The organism is Tenacibaculum sp. TB-56, assembly GCF_059716275.2.
In genome coordinates, this window is sequence record NZ_CM201367.1 from 1,496,745 (window position 1) to 1,510,959 (window position 14,215).

Genomic DNA, 14,215 nt, shown 5'->3' on the forward strand with positions numbered 1-14,215 from the left:
AGAAGTTATTAACGAGTGTTTTTGAGTAGAGGTAAAGGCTTGATTGGTTGACTGTAACTAAATATTGTGTTAAGTGTAGATTAATTTAAAAATAAATATGATAAAAAGTGATTGACAATCAATTAATAAGATTACATTTGTACTTTAATATAATTTTTTTTACAATGAAAGAAGGAACAGTAAAGTTCTTCAATGAATCTAAAGGTTTTGGATTTATTATCGAATCAAACTCAAACACAGAGCACTTTGTACACGTATCAGGTTTAATCGATGAGATTAAAGAAGGTGATAACGTAGAATTTGAGTTAAAAGAAGGAAGAAAAGGATTAAACGCTGTTAGCGTTAGAGTATTATAATATACCTTAGTAATTTATTTTTCTTAAGAGTCTGTTTTACAGGCTCTTTTTTAGTTTAATAAAACAGGTTTTTTGCTTTTTAATGAAAAAGATTTCATAAATTTGCGCCCACTTATCACGAGATGATAAGATTTATTAATAATCAAGGTCGCGAACCTTAAAAATTAAAATTATGCCTGTAAAAATTAGATTACAAAGACACGGTAAAAAAGGAAAACCATTTTATTGGGTAGTAGCTGCTGATTCTAGAGCTAAAAGAGACGGTCGTTTCTTAGAAAAAATCGGAACTTACAATCCAAACACGAACCCTGCAACTATCGATTTAGATGTTGATGGAGCTGTAAAGTGGTTACAAAACGGTGCTCAACCAACTGATACTGCTAGAGCTATTTTATCTTATAAAGGAGCTTTATTAAAGAATCACTTAGCTGGTGGAGTAAAAAAAGGAGCTTTAACTGAAGAGCAAGCAGAAGCTAAATTTACTGCTTGGTTAGAAGAAAAAGCATCAAAAGTAGCTGGTAAAGCTGATGGTTTAGCGAAAGCTAAAGAAGATGCTAAAGCTAAAGCTTTAGAAGCTGAAAAAGCTGTAAACGAAGCACGTATTGCTGCTGCTGTTCCTGCTACTGATAGCGAAGATGCTGCTGTTGCTGAAACAGGTGCTGATAGCGAAGAATAAAAACGTGTACTACGATGATGCAAAAAGAAGATTGCTTTTATCTTGGCAAAATCGTTAAAAAACATAGTTTTAAGGGCGAGGTAGTTATTAAATTAGACACTGATGAACCCGATCTTTACGAAAATTTGGAATCAGTTTTTGTCGATTTAGGCAATAATCTGGTTCCTTTTTTTATTGAAAAATCTTCATTGAGTAAAGGAACTATGTTTAGAGTAAAATTTGAAGATGTAGATACTGAAGCTGATGCAGAAGCTATTTTGCGTTCAGAAGTGTATTTACCTTTAGATTTACTCCCGAAACTTTCTGGAAATAAGTTTTATTACCATGAAGTTATTGGTTTTACGGTTGTTGATGATACTTTTGGTGAAGTTGGAGCTATTGTGAGTATTAACGATGCTTCTGCACAACCTTTATTTGAAATTGATAGAGAGGGTAAAGAAATTTTTATTCCTATGATAGATGATTTTATTAAAAAGGTAGATAGAGAAAATCAAGTAATTGAAGTAAATACACCAGAAGGATTAATTGAGTTGTATTTAGAATAATATTCTTAGAGATACTTCAATGAGATAGTATAAAAAACGGAAGGAAGTTATCCTTCCGGTTTTTATTTTTTAAAGATCCATTTTCTTGAATCATCGTTTTCTTCTTGAATTTCAATGGTATTGTTAATTAGTTTTAGTACAAAGTTTTCATCTGTTTTAAATGAATAGTTAGTTTCATTTATTTTATTCCATGCTCCTATGTATGGAGTTCCTTCGTCTAAATTGCAATCAGGATTTAAGTGACGAGCCCATTCTAATGAGTTGTTTTCACTGAATTTTATATAATTTTTTTCAATACATTCATATTGAGATTCATTGCCGTTAATTAATAGTTTGGTTTGTTTCCAAGTTCCAATTAATGAGTTGTTAGAAACGTTTTCATCACTGGAAGAGCAGTTTAAAAAAGTTAAAGAGATAGCAAATAATAAAATAATTTTTTTCATAGTATAAAATTTAAAGCTGTTTAAATTAAACAGCTTCTTTTACAACTTTTAATTTAAAATGTGGTTTGTTTATTTCTTTTTCAATCAAATCTTTTGATCTAATAACATCAGTTATTTGCAGACTTCTACCGTTAAAGTTTCTTTTAACAATAACTCTTTCTAGCCAATACAATTCTCCTTTAAAAAGTAAAGGGAAGAATAAAAAGCGGCTTACTTTTCTTTTTATCCTTTTTTGAGAGGGTTTTAGGTTAATTTTCATTTCCTTTTGTTTAATTATGTAAAATTTTTACGTGTAATACAACAAGAAAATTCAGTTCTTTTTTTTGAAAAGAATTAGATATTTAGGGGTAGGGGAATGCTGTCGAAGCGAAAATATTAATAACGCTTTGTTAAAGCAGTGCCAAAATAGGTAAAACTTTACGGATAAGAGTACAGAGTCGTCCAGAATATTATGAAGTGTGTTTTTAAAATATACACATCTGTCTATTAGTTGTTTAATTTGTTTTTTTGAAGTTTGTTTTTGAGGGAAAATAAGAAGTCTGGATGATTTCGGACTCTAAAAAACATATTCAAACACGCAGTCTTCTCCGCTTTCAAAAACTTGCTGCATCCCTATATAGCTAAAACCTAAGTTTTTTAACAATTTTTGAGATTTTTCGTTTTTAGGCATGGTTAAAGCTAATACTTTATCCTGTTTAAACTTTGTTCGAACGTATTCTATAATCAATTTTGTAGCTTCGGTTGCGTATCCTTTTCCTCTTCCGATGGGTAAAAAAGCATAGCCAATATCAATAAAATCAAGAGAATCTCTTTGTAATGCGGTAGATGCACCAATAGGTCTGTTGGTTTCTTTTAAAATAACCGTGAAAAACCCCAACCCGCCTAATTTTGAATTTTTAAATAAAATGTCTTTTAAATAGACCTCGGTTTCTTCAATAGATTTCAAATTTTTATCACCTATAAATTGGATCCAATCAGGGTCGTTGAATAACTCAAAATAAAAAGGAGCATCACTCACCAGAGCATTTCGTATGATTAATCGTTCGCTTTCTAATAACATGGTTTAAATATAAATTAAAAATGTACTTTTGCGAAGCAAAAAAATAACAAAATGAGTTTATTACAAGAATTACAAGATAGAAGCGGAAATCAATGCGAGCTATGTGCATCAAAAGATAACTTATCGATTTACGAAGTGCCACCAATTTCTACAGGTGGAGTAGATGGTAGTTTACTGGCTTGTAGCACTTGTATTGAGCAAATAGAGAATCCTGAGGTTACAGACGCAAACCACTGGCGTTGTTTAAACGATAGTATGTGGAGTGAATTTAGAGCGGTAAAAGTTGTAGCTTGGAGAATGTTACATCGTGTTAAAAAGGATGGTTGGTCGCAAGATTTATTGGATATGCTTTATTTAGAAGATGAAGATGTTCGTTTTGCAGAAGCAACAGGAGAGCATTTAGATGAAAGTGAAAAAATTATTCACAGAGATGTAAACGGAGCAATTTTACAAGCAGGAGATAATGTGGTATTGATTAAAGATTTAAAAGTAAAAGGTTCTAGTATGGTAGCTAAACAAGGTGCTGCAGTGCGTAGAATTTCATTAGATCCTGAAAATGCTAAATATATTGAAGGTAAAGTAGACGGAACACAGATTGTAATTATTACCGATTACGTCAAGAAAATGGCTGAAAAGGAGTAATATTAAAATAAAAAAGCTGAGAATTAACTCAGCTTTTTTTATTTCTCAGTGTTATAAAACACTTTGTAAAATTTCATTTTTTTCTCCTCGTCGTAACCTTGCTCTAAATATTCAGCAGAAGCATCAGGAGCATCTACATCAATCTTAATTTGAATATTAGTGTCTAGCTTTATTTCGGTTTTGAACTTGCTTTTTTCCTTTTTTAAGACAACATCAGATACTTCAAAGTTGTTACGAATTAATACATCGTTCAATTTCTCAAAGTGTTGTTTATAGTCTTCAAACAAATTTTTGTGTTTATCTTCTTCAAAGATTTCATCTTTAAAGTTGTGATAATCTACATTTTCGTGTTCTTTAAAATAATCAACTGTATTGGCTAAAAAGTTGCTTTGTTCTTGTTTTCCAAATTCAGGTTTTATAACCTCTTCAGAAAACTCTTTACACATTTCTAAGTAATTTTGAGTATGTAAATTACGATCATCGGCATACTTTACGCTTAAAAAGTTTTTAATCCAGTATTGCGCATCGTAATTGTTATTGTCTACTGATAAAACTACGGTTCCTTCTGTATCAGAAGAGTTTAAAATCAAACAACCTTTATCTAATCTTTTGGTAGAAATTCCTTTTTGAACTACTACATCAAAACTTTCATCGTCTAAATAGGTTTGGAAGAAGTCTACTTTACTTTCAATTTTAAAAATTCCAACGGCTTCGGTTAAAACATCTTTGTACTCGATACCTTCAAAATAAGCAACAATAACATCACCCGTTTTAATATTGGCAGAATTTGATTGCTCGTATAAGTGATTAACAATGTTTTTAGAATGTTGGATAAAGACCTCATTGCTATCATCTTCAAAAATATCTGAAGTGTATTTGTTTATTTCGTTTAAGCGAACATCTGCATGATGACTAAAACGATAACTCTGCGTAACCGAACCAAATGGTTTTAGTAAAAAAGGAAGTAGCAATTCGTAGCTTTCTTCATCAAAACGCACTAAACTTTCAGAAAAAGCATTTTGTCCGCTATTGTATTTATTAGCGACTTTATGAATGATACATTTGTTAATTTCGGTACGAGTTCTTTTAATCATCTTCTAAAAAATTGGAAGACAAAAATAGAAAAATTACAATTCTAATTTCAATTGTTCAGGTAACAATTTAAATGATTTTCTGTGGTAGGTTGTTGCGCCAAATTGTCGAATAGCTTCGCGATGTTCTTTAGTAGGATATCCTTTGTTTTTTTGCCAATTATACTGCGGAAATTCTTGATGAATTTTTTCCATATACTCATCTCGATAAGTTTTTGCTAAAACGGATGCTGCAGCAATACTCATAAATTTAGCATCACCTTTTACAATAGTTTGATGTGGAATTTCTTCATACGGTTTGAATTTATTCCCATCAACAATAATAAATTCTGGTTGAATATTTAATTGTTGAATAGAACGATGCATGCCAGCGATTGAAGCTTGTAAAACATTCAATTCATCTACTTCTTCTTGATGAATGAAGGATACTCCGTAAGCCAAAGCGTGTTCTTCAATATACGGGCGAAGCTCTTGTCTTCTTTTCTCAGAAAGTTGTTTAGAGTCGTTTAATAATTCATGTTGAAAATAATCAGGTAAAATTACGGCGGCGGCAACTACAGGACCTGATAAGCATCCTCTACCAGCTTCATCAGTGCCAGCTTCTAATTTATGTCCGCTAAAGTTTAATTTCAACATGCTACAAATTAACAGTTTTCAAAGAAATTAAACTTAAAATTAATCGTTAAATTATTTTACTTTTGCTGTTATGAAGAAAAATTTTTTAGTATTCTTTTGTTTGATTAGTGTTCAGGTGTTTTTTGCTCAGTTAAGAACAATTGATGGAGGCTTTGCAAGAGGTAGAGGAGGACTTAATCAAGGTAGAGACTCATTGCCTGAAAATGAAATCAATGTAAAATTAAGTGGGATAACAAAGTATACCGATTATAAAATTATATCGCACAAGAACGATACTACAATTATAGACACGACACTTACCCTTCAAAAAGAATATAAGTTTAACTTTTTACGAAAAGATAATTTTGAGTTGTTGGCTTTTCATAACCAAGGGCAAACATTTAATAATTTAGCATACGATTTCACGAATATTTCACAATTTCCAGATATTGGTTTTAGAGCTAAAATGTTTGGTTATATGGATGTAGAAGATGTGAATTATTACCATGTGCCTACACCAACATCCGAAATTATGTACCGAACAGGTTTGGAGCAAGGGCAAGTTGTAGATGCATTGTTTACCACAAACTTTTCTAAACGATTTAATTTAGCAATCGCCTATAAAGGGCTTCGTTCGTTAGGAAAATACCGACGTTCTTTAGCAAGTACAGGTAATTTTAGAGTGAGTTTTAGTTATGAAACTCCGAAAGGACAATATGCTATAAGAGGACATGCTGTAAATCAAGATTTTTTTAATCAGGAAAGTGGAGGGTTAACAGAAACATCTTTGGAGGCTTTTATAAACGATGATCCTAATTTTAGTGCCAACAGAGGTAGGATGGATGTGGTTTTAAATAATGCTGAAAACAATTTAGATGCAAAACGCTTGTATTTTGAACACACGTTCAAACTGCTTTCATCAAAAGATAGCGTGACTCAAAGAGATTTTTCAAATCTAAAATTAGGACACTCATTTACGAGAGATTCTAAATTTTATCGTTTTAATCAAGGAACTGCGACATCAGATGTATTTGGGGATACTAATATTTCTAGCGGAATAAATAACAAGACGAAATATTTGTTGTATGATAATCAGTTGTTTTTAGATTTTAATTCTAAGTATGTTTTAGGGAAGTTTCGCGTTAAAACAGGAGTAACTTCATATAACTACGGATACGAAAACTTGCAAAACAACACGGTTGGAATTACTAAAAACAAATTAAAAGGTGATGCTGTTTCGTTTGGAGCCGATTGGAACGGACGTATAGGAAACTTTCATGTAAATGCTTCAGGAAGTCTTACTCCGGGAAGTGGACGTTTATCAGGAAATCAATTTTCAGGAGAAGCTTTTTATAAAAAAGATAGTGTACTAACTGTAAAAGGTAGGTTAGGAATCAGTAATAAATCACCTAACTTTAACTTCTTACTGCACCAAAGTAGCTATGATGATTATAACTGGGAAAACAATTTTTCTCAAATAGGAACCCATAGTTTAGGTGGTGTAATTGATTCTAAATGGGGAAATGCATCTGTTGATATTACCAATATTAGCAATTACACTTATTTTGACGAAAATGGACAACCGAAACAGTTTTCAGGAGATGTTAATTATTTAAAAGCGAAAGTATCTAAAGAGGTTACCTTCGGGAAATTTGCTTTAGATAACACGTTGATGTATCAAAAAGTAGCCAGCGGAGAAAGTGTTTTTAGAGTACCTGAATTTGTTACTCGTAATACACTGTATTATACTGATGAGTGGTTTAAAGGAAAACCTCTCTTGGTGCAAATAGGAGCTACGTTTAAGTATTTTACAGAGTACAAGGCAAATGCCTACAATCCGTTATTGGCAGAATTTACGCTACAAAACGATACTGAAATTGGCTATCCAACAGTCGATTTATTTTTTAATGCACGCGTAAGAAGAACTCGAATTTATTTTAAAGCAGACAATGTTAGTTCTTTTGCTTTTAAAAAGAATTATTATTCAGCACCAAATTACCCGTATAGAGATTTTGTAATTCGTTTTGGGGTAGTATGGAATTGGTTTATTTAATAGTATGAAAGAAAAATTACAACAAAACTGGAAGCTGTTTTTACTAGCAAGCTTAACTTTAGGTTTAGCTCCTTTTAAACCGCCACATATTGTAGGAAAGTTACAATGGATTGCTGGAGGGAATGCTTTTTCTGGAGAGCATGCCATGAAGTTTATGGATTGGTTTGATGTGTTTTTACACGGAACCCCATGGATACTCTTATTAATTTCTATAGTGTTAAATCTTTTTTCATTAAAGGGCAAAAACGATTAGGAATACTGCTTTCTTTTTCTCCGAAATAAAGAAATCCTTGACTTTCGTAAAACGATTTAGCATTTGGGTCGGCTAATAATGTCATGGTAGTAGCATTGAGCTGTTTCGCTTTTATATAAGAATCTTCCAATAATTTTTTACCGATTCCCTTTCCTATAAATTCAGGTAAAATAAATAGAAATTCTAGCTCAATAGCATCGTTTTTAGGCTGATTTAAAATATAAAATCCAGCTATAGTGTCTTCTAAAATATATTTATACACAAACATATTTTCCATGATGTTTTCCGTAATGGTTAAATCATGGCGCCAACTTTCTATTTGTTCTTCAGTGTAGCCCCAATAAGCTTTGGATTTTAAGGCAATGTTAGTTAGCGAATCTGCATCTAGCGCGTTAGCTTTTGTAATCATACAAATAATAAAATCTGCAAAAATAGAGGTTTTATTATTTACTTAGATGAAGTTGTTAATTGTTTTATTTTAATTCTGAAAGCAGCATATACTAGAGTTGTAAACGGACTTAACCAGTTAAACATAGCATAAATAGCATAGTCTATAACAGGAACTCCTAATACGCCCGAATGGTAAGCTCCACAGGTATTCCATGGGATTAAAACAGAAGTTACTGTACCAGAATCTTCTAGTGTTCTACTTAAATTTTCAGGAGCTAAACCTTTATCTCTATAGGCTTGCGCATACATTTTTCCAGGAACAACAATTGCTAAGTACTGATCAGAAGCTGTAAAGTTTAATCCGATACAAGTAGCAACTGTACTAGCAAATAAACCAAATACAGAGTCAAATAAACTTAACATAAAACTACTAATTTTAGCTAAAGCTCCGATAGCATCCATTACTCCACCAAAAACCATCGCTAATAAAATCAACCATACAGTTCCTAGCATTTTTTTCATTCCTCCTGCGGTAAATAAATCTTTTAAAACCTCGTTTTCTGTAGCAACAGAGGTTTCAACAGTAATGGCTTGCATTACTCCTTTGTAAGCAGCTTCAAAATTTAATTTTTCAACGCCTGCAACTTGTGCTACTACATGTGGTTGAAAGATTAAAGCGAAAATACCCCCTAAAATTGTACCCGCTAAAAGAGCAATTAATGGAGGTGTTTTTTTAATAATTAGAATGATAACTAATATAGGTACTATAAATAACCATGGGGTAATATTGAACGCTTTGTTAATATCGGTTAGCATTTGTAATGTGTTAGCTTCACCAGTTGTTGTTTGTGTAAATCCAAGTATGATAAAGAAGATAATGGTAATTATAAATGTAGGAACTGTGGTGAACGCCATGTATCTTATGTGCGTAAATAAGTCGGTTCCTGCCATGGCAGGAGCTAGGTTTGTAGTATCAGACATTGGTGACATTTTATCTCCAAAATAAGCTCCTGATAAAACAGCACCAGCAGTCATTCCTAAAGAAATTCCTAAGGCTTCTCCAATTCCTATTAAAGCAATACCTACAGTTGCTGAGGTTGTCCAAGAACTTCCTGTAGCAACAGAAATTACAGCACAAATTATTAGACAAGCGACTAAAAATATAGTAGGGTTTAAGATTTGAAGTCCGTAATAAATCATTGAAGGAATAATACCGCTTATAAGCCATGTTCCAGCTAAAGATCCTACCATTAAAAGTATTAAAATGGCTCCTGCGGTAGATTTAATATTTTCGGCAACTTCTTCGATCATTCTTTCATAAGAAACCTTGTTTTTAAAACCTATAATTGCCGCTACAGCACCACCCATTAATAAGATAAATTGGTTACTACCGCTTAAAGCATCATCACCAAAAACATATACATTGTACGCTAACATTGCAATTAGAGCAAAAACAGGAATCAGTGCTTCCCAAATAGTCAATTCTTTATTTTGGATTATTTTTTGGTCTTCAATTTTGATTTCTGAAAGGTTTTTATCGTCTTGCATGTGTAGTGTTTTTCGGATTGTAATGTTACGATTTTGAATAGAATTACACAAATCGAATCAGTTAATGACTTTCTTTAAGAAAAATTGAAAAGAAATGACAGATAAACAAAAATGTCACTTTAAATAACGTAAAAGAAGTTGATAATTTTCACATTATTTAAAATGACATGTCTAAAAATATAAAATTGAGGTTTTTACAGTACGCCAACCTCTTTCATACACTCTTTCATCATTTGATAAGTGCGTTCAATATCATTGTCTAATCCGATAGAAAAACGGATTAATCCATCGGTTAATCCCATTTCTTTTTGTTCATCTAAAGGAATTTCTGATGAAGTTGAAGTACCTGGAGCCGAGAATAAGGTTTTATAAAAACCTAGACTTACTGCTAAATATCCTAAGTTTCTATCTTGCATTAGCTCCATTAAAGCATTGGCTTTTTCTAAAGAACCAGCATCAATAGTTAACATGCCTCCAAATCCGTATTCTTCATTCATCATGGATTTAAAAACTTCATGTGAAGGGTGTGATCTCAATCCCGGATATACAGTTTTTAATCCGTCGGCTTCAAATTTCTCAGCTAAATAACTAGCGTTTTTACTGTGTTGCTTTACTCGTATGTGCAAGGTTCTCATGTTTTTTAAGATCGAAGCGGCTCGCATAGAGTCCATAGAAGCTCCTAGTAGCATACTTGCGCCATCAATAACGCTTTTTTGTGAATTGATGAAGTCTGTAGTTCCACAAACAACACCTCCCATAGTATCAGATGAACCGTTGATGAATTTTGTTAAACTATGAACTACGATATCAGCACCTAATTGAGCTGGCGAGATTGATAATGGAGAAAAGGTATTATCAACAACCAACTGTAAATTATGTTTTTTTGCAATCGTTGCTAATGCTTTAATATCTGCTACCTCTAAAAGTGGGTTACTTACAGTTTCACAGTAAATCATTTTAGTGTTTTTGTTAATAGCAGCTTCAACTATGTCTAGTTTAGTAATATCTACGAAAGAGGTTTCAATTCCCATTTTAGGAGTGAAATTTTTCAAAAAGGCATAGGTTCCGCCATAAATAGTTCTACTAGAAACTATATGATCGCCCGCACCGCAAATTTGTAAAATAGTTGGCGTAATCGCTCCCATACCAGTAGCTGCAACATTGGCTGTTTCTGTTCCTTCCATAGCAGCTAAAGCTTCAGCTAAATATAGGTTTGAAGGAGAAGAGTGACGAGAATATAAGTAACATCCGTCTGTGTTTCCTTCAAAAGTATCAAACATTGTTTTTGCTGATAAGAATGTATACGTTGAAGAATCAGAAATTGAAGGGTTTACACCACCGAATTCTCCAAAATATTGTAGGTCTTGTATGTTGTTTGCAGGTTTAAATTTCATGTTGAATTGAATTAGTTATTTAATGACTACTAAAATCAGTATTATGGGTTAAAAAATCAATAGAAGATGCTTTTTATGGTTTTTTAAACTAAATTTGTGGTAGTTTTTGGATTTTATTTCGATGTTTATTATAGTGAAGCTGAATTAAATAGATTTTTTTTCAGATGAACCCTCGTAGAGGGATTAAGTAAATCAGAATAATTAATTAAAACCGATTCAAATGAAATTAGATAAAATAGATAGGAAATTGTTGGAGCTACTTCAAGTTGATAGTAAACAAACAACTAAGCAGTTGTCTTTGCACTTGGGGTTATCGGTTACTGCAGTTTATGAGCGAATAAAAAAACTTGAAAAAGAAGATGTTATTAAACAATATGTTGCCTTAGTAAATAAGAACAAAATTGGAAAATCGTTTTTGGTGTTTTGCCATATTCGATTAGAAAAGCATACCAAAGAATATATTGATGTTTTTGAAAGAGAAATTAATAAGTTAGAAGAGGTAACCGAATGTTTTCATGTAAGTGGCGACTACGATTATATTTTAAAAATCTATGTAGAAGATATGGATGAATATCGTGAGTTTATGGTAAATAAACTTACAGTTTTAAAACATATAGGAAGTACCCACAGTATTTTTACTATTGGAGAAGTTAAAAACTCTATAGCAATAGCTTTATAAAGTTTCTTGTTGATTTTTATAAAAAGAATCAGCCTGTAGCTTCATAAGGTTACGAGCCATTTTTTGTTTATAATTGTACAACTCTTCTTCTGTTTTTAAATCGGAATATACTTTGTTGTTGAGTTCTATATCGGTTTGTAGAATGGCTTCTCTTTGATGAACTTGTTGTTGAATCCAAGTTTTTACTTGAGATTCATGGTTTTCTAGCTTATAATCGTATTCACTTTTTGAGCTGATAAGTTTCGCAAAAATAGGGGCGGTCTCGATTGCTAAAAACAACAAGAATATAAAGAAGGAAGGTAGCCACGGTAATTTGTTTAAAGCATTAACGCGAGCCATTAATCCATCAAAATTAGAAATGATAGGTTGGGTTTGTGTTTCTTTCAATTTCTGATTTTCCAGTAAACTGGTTATGGTAGCTTCTTTCTGCTGAATCTTGTTAGTGTTTTCAGTTTTTAACAGATTCAATTCGGCAAGAGCAGCATCGTGTTTGTCTCTTTTTTCTTTATAAACAGGGCAGCTTTGCCAATAAGTTTCGAGCCTTTTCTTCCTTCTGCTTCGGCAATATAGGTTTCGTATAGTGTATTTACTTCATTTTCTTTAGTGGTAATTTCCTCTTTTAAAGAAGTGATTTCAGCATTGATTTTCTCGATTTCAGGAGTAAATTGTTGTGCAATTTGAGTTTTGTTATCTAATGTCATCTGATTTTTTTCAGTCAGCAACACTTGGTTGATTTCTTTTTCGAAAATTTTTAATTCCAAAGGTTTAGAAATTACTACAGCAATAATCATTGCTAACAATAATCTTGGAAGTACCTGTATAAGTTCTTTTCGTTTAGATTCACTTTTTTTAATGGTAGAAACGATGAATCTATCTAAATTAAAAATGAGTAGTCCCCAAATAAGTCCGAAGAAAATAGCGGTGTAAATGTTATCAAAAACAGTATATAATGCATAAGCAGCAGCTATGGTTGCCATTAAAGCAGTAAAGAAAACGGTAGCACCAATACCCGCATATTTATTTTGTTCACCATTAGCACATTTTTGAAGCAAGACTAAATCTGCCCCCGAACAAAGAAGGAAAAATCGTTTTAACATAAAATAAGCTTATGTTTTAATAACGAGTTATTTAGGGTTCTGTTACACAAATTATTGTTTTTGTGTTTTTTTTAATAAAGAATTAATAAATTACTTATCTAGTTAACAATCAAATATTTGTTATTTTGAAGAAAAAAATAAAAGGATGAAATTTATAATAGCACTTCTATTATTCTGTGTGTTTTCGGGGTTTTCTCAAGAAAAGTTTGAGCGTGAATTTAGAATTTCGACAGAAGAAGCTCCACAAAAAGCACAAAATTTTATTAAACAATGTGAATTTGATAAAAAAGTAAAATGGTACATGGAAGAAAGTCAAGATGGTAAAGCTATTGAAGCTAAATCTTATAAAAATACTTATAAGTATAGTGTAGAATTTGATATGAAAGGCAACGTGCTTGATGTTGAAAAGAAGATTAAATGGAAGGAGATTGAATCATCTGTTAGAAAAAATATTGAAAATTCATTGAAAAAGGAGTTTGAAAAATTTACAATTAGAAAAATTCAGGTTCAATGGAAATCTGATGAGGAAACATTATTGGGTTTAATCCGTGGTGGTAAAGAAAACAAAACGGATGTGCTTTATGAGATAGTACTTAAAGGAAGAAAAACAGAATCTACTAGTTTATATGAAGTGTTAATCAAAGCTGACGGAACAATTATAAAACAATTAAAGTTTGCTCCATCTAACTCATTAAATTTAGAATTCTAATGAAAAAGGAACTTGTATTTTTAGTGCTTGTATTGTTTGTGGTGTCGGTTAAAGGACAAACAAGTTTTACATCAGGGTGGTTGCCAAAAGTAGTGGTGTCAGCAAAAACATCATCCACTACAAAATGGGTGAATAGTATAGAGGCTAGGGAGATTTTTTATGAAGATGAATTTGCATTTTATCATAGTTTGGTAGATATTTCTAGTATTTTTTCTATAAAATCAGATGTGAATAAATCTTTTAATATAGGATATATTCTCCGATTTAAAGATGATGATATTATTCATCGTACAGTTCAGCATTTTAATTTAGTACAAAGTTTTGATGCTCTTAAATTAGGGCATCGCTTCGGTTTTGAACAGTTTTTTGAATCGGGTGAAAAACCTCAATACAGAACTCGTTATCGAGCCTCGTTAGAAAAAGCATTGTCAGGAGATAAAGTAGATGTTAAAGAATGGTATGTAAAATTGTCAAATGAATATTTGTGGCAGTTTAATGAAGAGGATTTAGAAGTGAGATTATCGCCATATTTAGGCTATCAACTTTCAAAAAAAGACAAGCTAGAGTTTGGTCTTGATTATCGTTTAGGAAAATTACTAGATACACCGAAGAAAAACTCTTTATGGTTTAGAACCACTTGGTATATATCTTTATAAAAAAAGTC

The 14,215-nt window shown here is 31.9% G+C and carries 17 protein-coding genes and 1 pseudogene; 9 read left to right on the top strand and 9 right to left on the bottom strand.

Annotated features, from left to right (window positions below):
- The first annotated feature begins 164 nt into the window (after positions 1-164).
- The 3 genes from AC3VI6_RS07240 to rimM all read left to right on the top strand — a co-directional run bounded on the left by AC3VI6_RS07240 (position 165) and on the right by rimM (position 1,577).
- Positions 165-356: a cold-shock protein gene (locus tag AC3VI6_RS07240; protein ID WP_274633403.1), complete on the top strand. Its 192-nt coding sequence runs from the start codon at positions 165-167 to the stop codon at positions 354-356.
- A 172-nt stretch (positions 357-528) separates the two neighbouring features.
- Positions 529-1,032: a 30S ribosomal protein S16 gene (locus AC3VI6_RS07245; RefSeq protein WP_408034655.1), complete on the top strand. Its 504-nt coding sequence runs from the start codon at positions 529-531 to the stop codon at positions 1,030-1,032.
- 17 nt (positions 1,033-1,049) lie between these two features.
- Positions 1,050-1,577, top strand: a complete 528-nt coding sequence (gene rimM / locus AC3VI6_RS07250; RefSeq protein WP_497706579.1) for a ribosome maturation factor RimM — start codon at positions 1,050-1,052, stop codon at positions 1,575-1,577.
- 62 nt (positions 1,578-1,639) lie between these two features.
- On the opposite strand, the gene AC3VI6_RS07255 is transcribed toward rimM, so the two are convergent.
- The 3 genes from AC3VI6_RS07255 to AC3VI6_RS07265 form a co-directional block, all read right to left on the bottom strand.
- Positions 1,640-2,020, bottom strand: a complete 381-nt coding sequence (locus tag AC3VI6_RS07255) for a hypothetical protein (protein WP_497705695.1) — start codon at positions 2,018-2,020, stop codon at positions 1,640-1,642.
- 25 nt (positions 2,021-2,045) lie between these two features.
- Positions 2,046-2,279, bottom strand: a complete 234-nt coding sequence (locus AC3VI6_RS07260; protein ID WP_497705696.1) for a hypothetical protein — start codon at positions 2,277-2,279, stop codon at positions 2,046-2,048.
- A gap of 297 nt (positions 2,280-2,576) precedes the next feature.
- Complete coding sequence (locus AC3VI6_RS07265) at positions 2,577-3,080, bottom strand: GNAT family N-acetyltransferase (RefSeq protein ID WP_497705697.1); 504 nt, start codon at positions 3,078-3,080, stop codon at positions 2,577-2,579.
- Between the two features lie 51 nt (positions 3,081-3,131).
- Between AC3VI6_RS07265 and AC3VI6_RS07270 the strand changes: the two genes are divergently transcribed.
- Positions 3,132-3,722: a PhnA domain-containing protein gene (locus AC3VI6_RS07270; RefSeq protein WP_497705698.1), complete on the top strand. Its 591-nt coding sequence runs from the start codon at positions 3,132-3,134 to the stop codon at positions 3,720-3,722.
- A 38-nt stretch (positions 3,723-3,760) separates the two neighbouring features.
- On the opposite strand, the gene AC3VI6_RS07275 is transcribed toward AC3VI6_RS07270, so the two are convergent.
- Positions 3,761-4,816, bottom strand: coding sequence for a nucleoid-associated protein (locus AC3VI6_RS07275; protein WP_497705699.1), 1,056 nt, complete (start codon positions 4,814-4,816; stop codon positions 3,761-3,763).
- A 33-nt stretch (positions 4,817-4,849) separates the two neighbouring features.
- Positions 4,850-5,449, bottom strand: coding sequence for a ribonuclease HII (rnhB, locus tag AC3VI6_RS07280; protein WP_497705700.1), 600 nt, complete (start codon positions 5,447-5,449; stop codon positions 4,850-4,852).
- 70 nt (positions 5,450-5,519) lie between these two features.
- On the opposite strand from rnhB, the gene AC3VI6_RS07285 reads away from it, so the two are divergent.
- Both AC3VI6_RS07285 and AC3VI6_RS07290 read left to right on the top strand, forming a co-directional pair.
- Positions 5,520-7,481, top strand: coding sequence for a putative porin (locus AC3VI6_RS07285; RefSeq protein WP_497705701.1), 1,962 nt, complete (start codon positions 5,520-5,522; stop codon positions 7,479-7,481).
- Between the two features lie 4 nt (positions 7,482-7,485).
- On the top strand, positions 7,486-7,734 hold the full coding sequence (locus AC3VI6_RS07290; protein WP_497705702.1) for a hypothetical protein: 249 nt from the start codon (positions 7,486-7,488) through the stop codon (positions 7,732-7,734).
- Here the strand turns inward: AC3VI6_RS07290 and AC3VI6_RS07295 are convergent.
- From AC3VI6_RS07295 to AC3VI6_RS07305, 3 genes are all read right to left on the bottom strand, one after another.
- Positions 7,691-8,143: a GNAT family N-acetyltransferase gene (locus tag AC3VI6_RS07295; protein ID WP_274633393.1), complete on the bottom strand. Its 453-nt coding sequence runs from the start codon at positions 8,141-8,143 to the stop codon at positions 7,691-7,693. The two genes, AC3VI6_RS07290 and AC3VI6_RS07295, sit on opposite strands and share 44 nt — an antisense overlap.
- A 38-nt stretch (positions 8,144-8,181) precedes the next feature.
- Positions 8,182-9,672: a Na+/H+ antiporter NhaC gene (nhaC, locus tag AC3VI6_RS07300; protein ID WP_497705703.1), complete on the bottom strand. Its 1,491-nt coding sequence runs from the start codon at positions 9,670-9,672 to the stop codon at positions 8,182-8,184.
- Between the two features lie 194 nt (positions 9,673-9,866).
- Positions 9,867-11,066, bottom strand: coding sequence for an aminotransferase class I/II-fold pyridoxal phosphate-dependent enzyme (locus AC3VI6_RS07305; protein ID WP_497705704.1), 1,200 nt, complete (start codon positions 11,064-11,066; stop codon positions 9,867-9,869).
- 220 nt (positions 11,067-11,286) lie between these two features.
- Between AC3VI6_RS07305 and AC3VI6_RS07310 the strand changes: the two genes are divergently transcribed.
- Entirely contained in the window at positions 11,287-11,745 is a 459-nt protein-coding gene (locus AC3VI6_RS07310; RefSeq protein ID WP_274633390.1) for an Lrp/AsnC family transcriptional regulator, read from the top strand.
- Here the strand turns inward: AC3VI6_RS07310 and AC3VI6_RS07315 are convergent.
- Positions 11,740-12,842 (bottom strand): annotated as a pseudogene (locus AC3VI6_RS07315) (DUF4407 domain-containing protein). The gene AC3VI6_RS07310 and the pseudogene AC3VI6_RS07315 sit on opposite strands and share 6 nt — an antisense overlap.
- A gap of 145 nt (positions 12,843-12,987) precedes the next feature.
- On the opposite strand from AC3VI6_RS07315, the gene AC3VI6_RS07320 reads away from it, so the two are divergent.
- Together AC3VI6_RS07320 and AC3VI6_RS07325 are read left to right on the top strand one after the other, a co-directional pair.
- Complete coding sequence (locus AC3VI6_RS07320) at positions 12,988-13,551, top strand: hypothetical protein (protein ID WP_497705705.1); 564 nt, start codon at positions 12,988-12,990, stop codon at positions 13,549-13,551.
- Positions 13,551-14,207 carry a DUF2490 domain-containing protein gene (locus AC3VI6_RS07325; RefSeq protein WP_497705706.1) on the top strand — a complete coding sequence of 219 codons (657 nt, stop codon included), beginning with the start codon at positions 13,551-13,553 and terminating at the stop codon, positions 14,205-14,207. The genes AC3VI6_RS07320 and AC3VI6_RS07325 overlap by 1 nt, the downstream gene beginning before the upstream one ends.
- Positions 14,208-14,215: the final 8 nt, after the last annotated feature.

Excerpts from the sequence above, each read along its gene's own strand:
- AC3VI6_RS07240 (WP_274633403.1), top strand. The coding sequence starts at position 165 with ATGAAAGAAGGAACAGTAAAGTTCTTCAATGAATCTAAAGGTTTTGGA.
- AC3VI6_RS07245 (WP_408034655.1), top strand. The coding sequence starts at position 529 with ATGCCTGTAAAAATTAGATTACAAAGACACGGTAAAAAAGGAAAACCA.
- rimM (WP_497706579.1), top strand. The coding sequence starts at position 1,050 with ATGCAAAAAGAAGATTGCTTTTATCTTGGCAAAATCGTTAAAAAACAT.
- AC3VI6_RS07255 (WP_497705695.1), bottom strand. The coding sequence starts at position 2,020 with ATGAAAAAAATTATTTTATTATTTGCTATCTCTTTAACTTTTTTAAAC.
- AC3VI6_RS07260 (WP_497705696.1), bottom strand. The coding sequence starts at position 2,279 with ATGAAAATTAACCTAAAACCCTCTCAAAAAAGGATAAAAAGAAAAGTA.
- AC3VI6_RS07265 (WP_497705697.1), bottom strand. The coding sequence starts at position 3,080 with ATGTTATTAGAAAGCGAACGATTAATCATACGAAATGCTCTGGTGAGT.
- AC3VI6_RS07270 (WP_497705698.1), top strand. The coding sequence starts at position 3,132 with ATGAGTTTATTACAAGAATTACAAGATAGAAGCGGAAATCAATGCGAG.
- AC3VI6_RS07275 (WP_497705699.1), bottom strand. The coding sequence starts at position 4,816 with ATGATTAAAAGAACTCGTACCGAAATTAACAAATGTATCATTCATAAA.
- rnhB (WP_497705700.1), bottom strand. The coding sequence starts at position 5,449 with ATGTTGAAATTAAACTTTAGCGGACATAAATTAGAAGCTGGCACTGAT.
- AC3VI6_RS07285 (WP_497705701.1), top strand. The coding sequence starts at position 5,520 with ATGAAGAAAAATTTTTTAGTATTCTTTTGTTTGATTAGTGTTCAGGTG.
- AC3VI6_RS07290 (WP_497705702.1), top strand. The coding sequence starts at position 7,486 with ATGAAAGAAAAATTACAACAAAACTGGAAGCTGTTTTTACTAGCAAGC.
- AC3VI6_RS07295 (WP_274633393.1), bottom strand. The coding sequence starts at position 8,143 with ATGATTACAAAAGCTAACGCGCTAGATGCAGATTCGCTAACTAACATT.
- nhaC (WP_497705703.1), bottom strand. The coding sequence starts at position 9,672 with ATGCAAGACGATAAAAACCTTTCAGAAATCAAAATTGAAGACCAAAAA.
- AC3VI6_RS07305 (WP_497705704.1), bottom strand. The coding sequence starts at position 11,066 with ATGAAATTTAAACCTGCAAACAACATACAAGACCTACAATATTTTGGA.
- AC3VI6_RS07310 (WP_274633390.1), top strand. The coding sequence starts at position 11,287 with ATGAAATTAGATAAAATAGATAGGAAATTGTTGGAGCTACTTCAAGTT.
- AC3VI6_RS07320 (WP_497705705.1), top strand. The coding sequence starts at position 12,988 with ATGAAATTTATAATAGCACTTCTATTATTCTGTGTGTTTTCGGGGTTT.
- AC3VI6_RS07325 (WP_497705706.1), top strand. The coding sequence starts at position 13,551 with ATGAAAAAGGAACTTGTATTTTTAGTGCTTGTATTGTTTGTGGTGTCG.